Source organism: Occallatibacter sp. (assembly GCF_049802275.1).
Taxonomy (GTDB): Bacteria; Acidobacteriota; Terriglobia; order Terriglobales; family Acidobacteriaceae; genus Telmatobacter.
Window position 1 is genome coordinate 1 of sequence record NZ_JBARMD010000599.1, and the last position, 1,559, is coordinate 1,559.

The following is a 1,559-nucleotide window of genomic DNA, read 5'->3' on the forward strand; positions in this document are numbered from 1 at the left end:
ATGCCCGCGTTGACCAGCCGCTCGGGATAGGTACTCCAGCCGTACCCGGCCTCTGCGTTATCGAGCACTGGCCCGCCGCCGCTGCCGTCGTTGCCTACCCAGCCTGTCCACATGTGGTAGCGGTTGGGATCGGTCGCTCCCAGGAATGAGCAGTGGTATGCGTCGCAGGTCGTGAATGCATCGGCCAGCGCGTAATGAAAAGGGATGTCGCTGCGGGTGAGGTGCGCCATCGTAGTAGTCCCCTTCTGCGGCACCCACTGGTCGTATTTACCCTCGTTCAAGGCGTTATGCGTTGTGTCCCAGTCGTGCGCCAGGTCTTCAAGGAACTGCAGACCAAGGCTCGGCGCGCCGGGGTGAAACGGCATCACGTATCCACCCGAGGCGGTGGGCTGGTTCCACACCGGGTCGCCGTTGGGAAGCTTGACGGCGCGCGGATCACCATAACCGCGCACGCCGCGCAGCGTCCCAAAATAGTGGTCGAATGCCCGATTCTCCTGCATCAGAATCACAATGTGTTCGACATCTGCAAGGCTGCCGGTGCGGTTGTTGGCGGGAATCTCAAGGGCGCGAGCAATGCTGGATGGAAAGGCCGCAGAGAGCGCACTCGTAGTCAAAAGCTGCAAAAATGTTCGACGATCTGTAGACACAGTATTCCTACCTCCGGGGAAACGCGTTGCGCGTTTGCTCACCGAACCATATGCCGTAAATGTTGCGAGATCATCACCGCGATGTTGTATTCATGTGATCGTCTGATTGCGATCTGATGACTGGAATCGAAGCGCAACAGAAAACTCACTTCGTTATCCTTGCGCTTGGCATTCTCGCCTATCTGCGCAAGCGCGCACGGAGGAATTGAACCTCGTCAAGTCGTTGGCAAAAAATACGGCGACTCTGACGAGGAAACCTCGGCCCTGCTGCCGCGAGTGTATCAATGCACCGGTTGCTGATAGGTGGCTCAAGCGGCGGAGGACGGTTGTCCGCAAGCTTCCGAGGGGCGAATTGTGCCGAGCGAGGCACTTTGATTGCCGGTATTCGAAGGAACTACTTTGACGGCGAGAAACGGATGAATCTGGCGCGGAAGATCCTTGTTTGACTTCAGCCAGCTGTAATTATCCATGGATGCTAACAGGATTGCCGCCAAAACCATCATCAAACCAAGCGCTATAAGCGTTATCCAAAGAACTCGGGCGCGGTATCTGCGTACATGATCTCGGTGTACATAGACACGACTTCTTTTCTTTTCTGCGGCCTTCTCGAGCAGGGCCATCGTGCTTTCCGATTCACTTTCAGGCGAATTTACAGCAGCTCTTCGCGTTTCCGGATTGATTGCCTGCCCGGCAGACTTCAACCCCGTCGCGCGACTCGATGCCGGCCCAAATATCAAAATGCCGCGATTAGTGAGCAAGAGTGTACCGGGCTGGCGGAATGTCCTCAAAGATTTTTTGTGGCTCTGCCGTTACTCATACGTAACAGACCGGGGGTTACTAATGGACGCCGATGCGCCACGGGGCGGCGCTGTCTCGCAAAAGGAAAGGGCCATCCGGCGTAGCGGATGGCCC

3 protein-coding genes are annotated in these 1,559 nt (G+C 56.8%); 1 reads left to right on the plus strand and 2 read right to left on the minus strand.

Annotation, left to right across the window (positions count from 1 at the left end; all coding sequences use genetic code 11):
- Both WA354_RS20295 and WA354_RS20300 read right to left on the minus strand, forming a co-directional pair.
- Positions 1-647 (minus strand): alkaline phosphatase family protein (locus WA354_RS20295; protein ID WP_472814840.1); only part of this gene is annotated, 647 nt, incomplete at its 3' end.
- 308 nt (positions 648-955) lie between these two features.
- Entirely contained in the window at positions 956-1,267 is a 312-nt protein-coding gene (locus WA354_RS20300; protein ID WP_472814841.1) for a hypothetical protein, read from the minus strand.
- A 1-nt stretch (position 1,268) separates the two neighbouring features.
- Between WA354_RS20300 and WA354_RS20305 the strand changes: the two genes are divergently transcribed.
- Positions 1,269-1,559: hypothetical protein (locus WA354_RS20305; protein ID WP_472814842.1), on the plus strand; the 291-nt coding region annotated here is incomplete at its 3' end.